The following is an 8,278-nucleotide window of genomic DNA, read 5'->3' as shown; positions in this document are numbered from 1 at the left end:
TAAAAACTTTGATGCTAGCGCATCTAGGTCTTTTTTTCACCTCACATTTGGTATTGCACTTCATTTGTTAATCTAAGAATGTTTTTAGGGTCAAGGGCAGATTTAATCGCTTGCATCAGCAATAAGGCATTACCATGCTCTTGCTCCATATATTTTTGCTTACCTTGTCCAATACCGTGCTCACCGGTACAAGTACCTTCCATCTCAATCGCACGCGAGGCAAGGCGGCTGATAATGCCGTCAGCGGTAGCGACTTCTTCAGGGTTGTTGGTATCGACCAATAAAAGAACATGAAAATTACCATCGCCGACGTGACCGACGATAGGTCCAATCATACCCGATGCTTCGATGTCTTTTGCCGTAGCGCTGACACATTCTGCCAAGCGTGAAATGGGCACGCAGGCATCAGTCGATAGAGCGCTGGCTTCAGGTCGTAGTGCAGAGCTAGCGTGATAGGCGTTATGGCGCGCTTGCCACAGACGTTTACGCTCGGCTTCGTTGGTATCCCAAGCAAAATCTGTACCGCCGAACTCTTCGATGATGTCGGTAAAGATTTGCGCTTGCTCGGCGACGCTGGCTTCTGTGCCATGAAATTCTACAAATAGCGTAGGCGTTTCTGTTAAATTCAAATTGGCATATTGGTTACACGCTTTGATTTGCATGGCGTCGAGCAGCTCGATACGGGCAATTGGCAAGCACATTTGAATAGTCAACATCACTGCCTGACAAGCATCCTCAACCGTTGGGAAATGGCAGATACCGCTACCAATACACTCGCTAATACCAAATAGTTTAAGCGTAACCTCGGTGACAATACCAAGCGTACCTTCTGAGCCTACCATTAAGCGCGTCAAGTCATAACCAGCGGCCGACTTTTTGGCGCGAGTACCTGTGCGCACAATGTCTCCGCTGGCGGTCACCACTTCAAGGGCGAGTACCACATCTTTCATGGTGCCATAACGGACGGCATTGGTGCCTGAAGCACGGGTCGCGACCATACCGCCGATACTGGCATTGGCACCGGGGTCTATTGGAAAAAATAGTCCAGTATCACGTAAATAATGATTGAGCTGCTCGCGCGTGACCCCAGGTTGTACGGTAACGGTCAGGTCTTCATTGTTAACCTGTAATATCGCATCCATGGCATGCATATCGATACATAAACCGCCATAGGGAGCGTTCAATTGGCCCTCTAAAGATGAGCCAATACCAAAGGCAATGACTGGCATCTGATACTGATTGCAAATCTCGACGGCTGCAGCAACCTCGTGTTTATCCTGCACGGTCAATACCGCGTCGGGTGGCTGGTTAGCAAGCCAGGTCATGGTATGACCATGCTGTTCACGTACAGTGGTATTGGTGCTAAGTTGTTTGCCAAAGCGTGTTTGCAAAGCGGCAATAGCGTCACTATGGTCTGATTTAATTAAATCATGAGATTTGGAAGGCGATATAGATGATATGGTCGACATAGGTAAATTCTCCATATAAGACGTATATTTACTGGGTAAACGACATGCTAAATAAGATAAAAAGTTAAGCTCTAATGCATTTTAATTGTCGTTAAAGGGCAATTAAAATGCATTAGAGCTTATTCAAGTGAGATATTTTGATAATGATTAACGGATATTTTTTCGTTAAAAATTAATAACCTAAGCTAAAACCCGCCAAATAACGACGATGATAGCCAATAGGTAAAAAATAGGCGCAAACCAACCAACTTGGGTGGCGATAGCAATAAATACTGCAAAACCTGATAGCGCTAACCAATCGCGGCGACGGTCGTTTAGCATATCGGCGCGAATTTGCTGGATTTCTCGTAGTTGACTGTATTGGCGCGAGCCTTGTGAAGCAAGACTTTGCAATCCTTGATCTAGTAGCTTAGGAATATCAGTCGTTGATAATAAAATCTCTGGCAACTGCTGACGCAGATGTTGTAAATTACGCATCGGATCGAGTTGCTCTTTAATCCAGCCACTTAAAATGGGCTTAGCAAGTGACCAAATATCAAGCTCAGGGTATAAGTCGCGACCGAGTCCTTCAACATGCACCAAGGTTTTCAGCAGCAGCATCAATTGCGGCGGGATACTCATATGATGGCGTCGCGCGATATCCAGAATTTGCATCAAGACACCAGCAAAGTCGATATCGTTAATGGATTTTTGCAGCATCGGACCGACAGTGCGTTTCATATCACGCATGAGTGCATGCTTATCGGTATTGGGCGGTATCCAGCCAGCTCTACTGACGATATCAACCATCGCCGTAAAGTTATTGTTCATTACCGCCAACAGCATGCGCGCGACGATAAGCTGATCGTCTTTTGATAGCGTACCCATAATGGCACAATCAAGCCCGATATAGCGTGGCTCATGACCCAAATTGACCGCTGTCATATCTGTCGTGAGTATTTTAACCGGCGGCGTTTCTACAAAGACATTACCCGGATGCATATCGGCATGAAAAAAGTTATCGCGAAATACTTGGGTAAAAAATATCGTTAAGCCTTTTTCTGCTAGTGTCGCACGGTCATAACCAAGCTTATCAAACACCTCGACTTGTGAGATAGGAACGCCTTGAATACGCTCCATGACCATGACGTTTTGGGCAGCGTCATAGACTTCAGGCACATACATCAGTGCTGAACCTAAGAAGTTATTGCGCATCTGCGTGGTATTGTCCGCTTCTAAGGTCAAATCCAATTCATTAAGCATGACTTGGCGATAGTCTTCGACAATATCAACGATATGGATAGCACGCGCCGCTTCGATACGCGCCGATGCCCAATTAGCAAGCTCACGCAGTAGCTCAAAGTCTGCCACGATAGTGGTGCGAATATCAGGGCGAACCACTTTCACTACTACCTCACGACCATCGTGCAGAGCCGCCGTATGTACTTGAGCGATAGAAGCTGCTGCTAATGGTTTAACATCAAAGCGGGCAAATAGCGCTGCGATAGATTGACCTAAACCATGTTTTGGGTCTTGGATTTGGGCAATAGCAACGTCAGAGTCAAAAGGCTTGACCTTATCTTGCAGTTGCACCAATTGCTCGATAATCTCAGGCGGCACCAAATCGCGGCGCGTCGAGAGCAATTGACCCAGTTTTAAAAATAATGTCCCCATGTCCTCAAGCGCGTACTTAATCGCATTGGGCTGATGTTTTTTACCCCAAGCCGCCGGATGTAAACGGATTAAACGCGCTAACGGTTGCAGCTGCGGCGCTTCTTCGACAGACAAATGGGTATCAATGCGATAAGCGGCGGCAATACGCCAAAGTTCAAGCAAGCGGGCGCGATGGGATAGTAGCATGAGATAGGGTTACTCTAAAAAGTCGAAAATAGGGCAGAGTCTATGCCTATGTGTGATGAACGTTTAGACAGTCATAGACTCTATTTATTATTATCTATGATTGGTTAAACGTGCTTGCTCATCTTTGATAGCGGCAAGCTTGGCTTCTTCGCGTTCGATATCCGCACGCAGTTTTAATAACTGCTGCTTTAGATCATTGACTTCGGCGGCTTCCATCGGGTCAGGAGTAACATTACCCGCTACGTCATTGGCCCAGTCGCTGACATCGTTAAAGGCGCGTTTGGCACTATGACGCCAGCTGCCTTTTAGTTGTGATATCAGCAAATGAAGTTGACTGGCCATCGGTTTCCCAATAAACGGCTCAAGCTGGCCGGCAACATCAGGGTCAAATCCTGCAACCAGCTGCTTAAGTTGCATCAGCACTTTGTAATCACCAGCAATCGGTAAGTTGCCTTCTGTGCCGCGCATAAGATTCAGCAGCTGCGCAGGATTATCAACGGTAATGGTGCAATCTGGTCGACTATGGCCAAGTCGCGAACGCTCTAGGCTGGCCTGTTGGCGCTCATTCATACTGCCGCTTGGTTCAAACACGCCTTCTGTCATGACGGGCTCAAAGCGCAAACGATCTTCGGTAAATAAAACGTCTAGATTAATCTCGGGCATGCCCATATTGAGACGCAGCATTTTGCCCGCAAGCGGCGCTAGCCCAGCTTTGGTAATCTCATCGCTGGCAATGGCGATATTAATAAACTTTTCGGCACCTGCCAAAAGTAACACAGTCAGCATAAGGCCCTCACAATGTTTGGTTGAGCGCCATAAGCGCGGCGCATATTTCAATATTGGCTGTTATAACGATGTAAACGCCTGCTCAACGACAGACGTTTTTGTATTATAAAAAGCGTGTTTATCTAAGCAGCTTTTGAAAAGCGCTAAAGCTATTCTTTTTCTAAAACTGTGCTTTTCTAAAACTGTGCTTTTCTAAAACTGTGCTTTTCTAAAACTGTGATTTTTTAAAACTAAGCTTTAAAGCCGCGATGCACTGCAACGATACCAGCGGTCAAGTTATGATAATCACAATTCTCAAAGCCTGCTTGCTGCATCATCTGCTTAAGTGTTTGCTGATCAGGGTGCATACGAATTGATTCTGCTAAGTATTGATAGCTCTCAGAGTCATTGGCAACCAATTTACCCATAATCGGCAACGCCGTAAATGAGTACAAATCATAAGCTTTCGATAATGGCTCAAACACGGGTTTTGAGAATTCTAAAATCAATAAACGACCGCCTGGCTTGAGGACGCGATACATAGATTTTAGCGCTGCATCCTTGTCTGTGACGTTACGCAGACCAAAGCTGATAGTCACCAAATCAAAGCTTTCATCATCAAATGGCGCCAAAGTTTCAGCGTTTGCTAAGACGAAATCAACGTTATTACAGCCGGCATTGATGAGGCGTTCGCGGCCAACTTCTAGCATCGCCGCATTGATATCTGATAATACCACATGGCCGTTGCGACCCACTTCACGGCTAAATACTTTGGCCAAATCACCCGTACCACCAGCGATATCGAGCACCTGCTGACCGGCGCGTACACCCGATAAGCTAATCGCATAACGCTTCCATAAGCGATGAATACCAAACGACATTAAGTCATTCATGATGTCGTATTTTTTCGCAACTGAGGTGAAAACATCGGCAACGCGCGCTTGTTTTTCTGCTTTATTGACCGTTTTATAGCCGAAATGTGTTTGCTCATTACCATCGGTATCAGGCGTATGGGGATTATTGATGTCATCACGTTGGTTAAATAGCGTTTGTTTGGCCGTTTGTGCGTGCGCAGCAGTAGGATTGGCGCTGTTATTTATGGTGTTTGGCATAGTCGTTTGTTGACCTTGTGGGGTTCCGGTTGGTAAGTCTTGTACTTGGGTGAAGTCATTATTATTGCTGCTATCAGCTGCAGCATTGGCATTCAGCGTCGTACTAGCGCTTTGGTTTTGACGCGCTTTTACTTGCGCGGTGATGCTTTGATTATGAGCAATACTGTCTTTAACCAATTTATCTTGCAGATGACCATGAGAAGTAGGGTTATCAGTATGGGATTGATCGGCTTGGCTAGGGTTGTTATTTGAGTTATCAGTCATACGATTATCCTATTATTTGTTTTTATGATGGCGTATTTAAGCGTTGTTTGCATAGGGTTTAAACACCGATTGCATACGGTTTAAACCCTATTTAAGCACTATAGCGGTCAGTTAGCCACGGGCATTATTGACCCTATCATACACCAAACGCTACTGCCTTACCGCCATTATTGGTGTCATGAACTTCGTCAATAATCTCAAGCTCGCGCTCACAAAACGGTTCAATAAAGCTGCTGACACTTTTTAGCGGTTTCATCGCTTTAAAGCCTGAATCGATAAAGTCGTAAAGCGGCTGGAAGTTATGGCGATAAGCCGTGCCTTTTGCGAGACCAAAGGCTTTTTTGAGCATAAATGAATTCAAATCTTTATCGGTACGGTAGCAGACCTCTTTTAGATTGTTAATCTGCACGCGGCGCTCATTGGCCTCATCGACTGCGCGGTAAGCGGCAAGCATATTCTCTTCATTGACTGCTAAATCTTGCGCAACCAACCACTCGGCCAAATGTAAATCCAGCTCAATGGCCAAGATAGACGCTTGAATGCCCATGCTGCCCGCTTCTAAAGAAGCTTCTTTAGCAAGGCGTTCAAGTTTTTTGGCTTTGGGAAGAATACGATCTAACTGCTCTGCCAATACTTTAAATTCATCACCACCGTATAGCTGGGTTAAAAAATACTCTGCCATCGGTTTGTTTTTTGGTTGTTCAAACAGCGCGCTATGGGTATGCTTAATACGTGCCTGTTGCCATGCTTGCACTTCTTTGAGCTTGGTATTTAAGGCAGCATCTTTATGGTGTGGCAGCGCCCAAAAACGGTTTAAGTGCTGTTGTAAATTGGCTAACGCAGACATGGCAGGTAATCCTATAAAAAGTAAAAATGGCAATAAAATTGCTAATAAAAGAGTGGAAATGATACTAAATTCTTATCTTTGTGGGCAGCTATTAAAGCATGCGCGCAAGATTTTGTTCACCTTAAAAGAAAATACCACAGAATACAAATGCCAAACTGTTACATAGCAGGGTTATTTACTGGTTTTACGCAATGCTATGATTCACTATATAAATAAGACAGCTTATAAAAACTACAAATAAGAGATGTATAAAAATTATCTAACAATAAAGCGAGTATGGACATGAGCAAAAAAAATAAATCGACTGAAAGCCAAGCGCCAGAAGCGGTAAGTGACCAGTTTAGTAAGCAAGTCGTTGAGCAGCGTTTGACGCCCAATCCGTTAAATATCTTTGCTATGGACAAAGATACATTGCGCTTGGCGTTAGTCACCGCTCAGTTTGCCCTACGCGCCACGCGGCAGCAAACACCGCCGACTACCAATAAACCAACTGGGCTTTTGGTGCTGGTCAACGGCATGGAGCAAGCGGGCAAGGGCACCGCAGTCACCCAGCTGCGGCAATGGGTTGACCCGCGCTTACTCAAGGTTGAGGCGACTATCGGAGATTGTCCCTTAGAGCATCAGCCGATTTGGCAAGCGCATACCAAAGCGCTGCCACGTCATGGCGATGTGATGGTGTATTTTGGCAACTGGTATGCCGACTTACTCTATAACGTCATGCGCATGGCGACCCTAGATGATGACGATAAGGTGAAAAAAAGTGAAGATAAGAATAATAAGACGCTGAAAAATAACGCCTTGCCTATTGCCCAATGGCAAGACTATTTAAAGAAAGAACTCACCAAACTACAAGCCTTTGAACAAGACCTTGCTGCTAATCAAACCAAGTTGCTTAAATGTTGGTTTCATGTCGATATCGAAACCTTGCAGGCGCGCCTAAATGACGATGAAGCTGATCCAGAGTTTTTATATCAAATCGATTGGAAAAGTAAACAGGTCGTCGATACTTTTAATAAGGTAGCAACCGCGCTATTACGCCAGCAGAATGACTGGATTATTATCAATGGTGATGATAAATCAGAGGCTGCCACTCATTTTTGTCATGAAGTATTGCAGGCGATGCAAAAGGCGCTAGTAAGCAGTAAAGTAGAAAGTCAGAATATAAAAGAAGCAGCAAAATTCGAGCCTGTAGCAGTCCCTAAAACTTTGATAAATGTTGACGATACCGAGATAGAGAAATCTGACTATCATAAAGCGCTTGCTGACAAGCAAGCACACCTTGCCAAATTGCTGCGGGCGCGTCAGGGGCGGCACGTGGTTTTTGCCTTTGAAGGGATGGACGCTGCTGGCAAAGGCGGCGCGATCAAAAGACTGGTTGCGCCACTCGATCCGCGCGAATATCAGATTTATAATATTGGCGTACCGATGTTATATGAATTGCAGCATCCTTATTTATGGCGTTTTTGGACCAAACTGCCCAATGAGCAAATCGATCGTATCAGTCGTATCGCCATCTTTGACCGTACGTGGTATGGGCGCGTATTGGTCGAACGTATCGAGGGCTTTGCGACTGACGCAGAATGGCAGCGCGCTTATGACGAAATCAATCGTTTTGAAGCAGATTTGGTCGCTGCTGGCACAATAGTTATCAAATATTGGCTCGCTATTGATAAAGGGGAGCAACTCAAACGCTTTGAGGCGCGCGAAGAGACGCCGCATAAACAGTTTAAACTGACCGATGATGATTGGCGTAATCGTGATAAATGGGTGGATTATGTGCAATCGGCGGCTGATATGTTGGTGCGTACCGATACTAAGGATGCACCTTGGGCAATCATCGCGACTAATGAAAAGCGCCAAGCGCGCCTAGAGGTATTAGACCACGCTATTAAACAGCTATCCGCGGCATTGTCTATTACTACTGATACTAAATAAATGGATAATAAGTGATGAAGGCTTTATACGAACTTAAAAATTAGTAT

General features: G+C 45.2%; 6 protein-coding genes. 1 reads left to right on the top strand and 5 read right to left on the bottom strand.

Annotated elements, in window-relative coordinates; genetic code table 11:
* Positions 1–41 precede the first annotated feature (41 nt).
* The 5 genes from FOR85_RS06400 to FOR85_RS06380 all read right to left on the bottom strand — a co-directional run bounded on the left by FOR85_RS06400 (position 42) and on the right by FOR85_RS06380 (position 6,296).
* Positions 42–1,469 carry an FAD-binding oxidoreductase gene (locus FOR85_RS06400; protein ID WP_144297202.1) on the bottom strand — a complete coding sequence of 476 codons (1,428 nt, stop codon included), beginning with the start codon at positions 1,467–1,469 and terminating at the stop codon, positions 42–44.
* A gap of 180 nt (positions 1,470–1,649) precedes the next feature.
* Positions 1,650–3,308: an AarF/ABC1/UbiB kinase family protein gene (locus FOR85_RS06395; protein ID WP_144297201.1), complete on the bottom strand. Its 1,659-nt coding sequence runs from the start codon at positions 3,306–3,308 to the stop codon at positions 1,650–1,652.
* 90 nt (positions 3,309–3,398) lie between these two features.
* On the bottom strand, positions 3,399–4,094 hold the full coding sequence (locus FOR85_RS06390) for an SCP2 domain-containing protein (RefSeq protein ID WP_144297200.1): 696 nt from the start codon (positions 4,092–4,094) through the stop codon (positions 3,399–3,401).
* A gap of 230 nt (positions 4,095–4,324) precedes the next feature.
* Complete coding sequence (ubiE, locus tag FOR85_RS06385; protein WP_373681944.1) at positions 4,325–5,173, bottom strand: bifunctional demethylmenaquinone methyltransferase/2-methoxy-6-polyprenyl-1,4-benzoquinol methylase UbiE; 849 nt, start codon at positions 5,171–5,173, stop codon at positions 4,325–4,327.
* 412 nt (positions 5,174–5,585) lie between these two features.
* Positions 5,586–6,296, bottom strand: coding sequence for a hypothetical protein (locus FOR85_RS06380; RefSeq protein WP_144297199.1), 711 nt, complete (start codon positions 6,294–6,296; stop codon positions 5,586–5,588).
* 282 nt (positions 6,297–6,578) lie between these two features.
* Here FOR85_RS06380 and FOR85_RS06375 point away from each other — a divergent pair, with 282 nt between their 5' ends.
* The gene (locus FOR85_RS06375; protein ID WP_144297198.1) at positions 6,579–8,231 is read left to right on the top strand and encodes an ATPase; all 1,653 of its coding nucleotides are present in this window, start codon (positions 6,579–6,581) and stop codon (positions 8,229–8,231) included.
* The last annotated feature ends 47 nt before the right edge of the window (positions 8,232–8,278 follow it).

This window comes from Psychrobacter sp. YGAH215 (genome assembly GCF_007280595.1).
GTDB lineage: Bacteria > Pseudomonadota > Gammaproteobacteria > Pseudomonadales > Moraxellaceae > Psychrobacter > Psychrobacter faecalis.
This window is presented reverse-complemented; position numbering and strand designations above follow the sequence as displayed.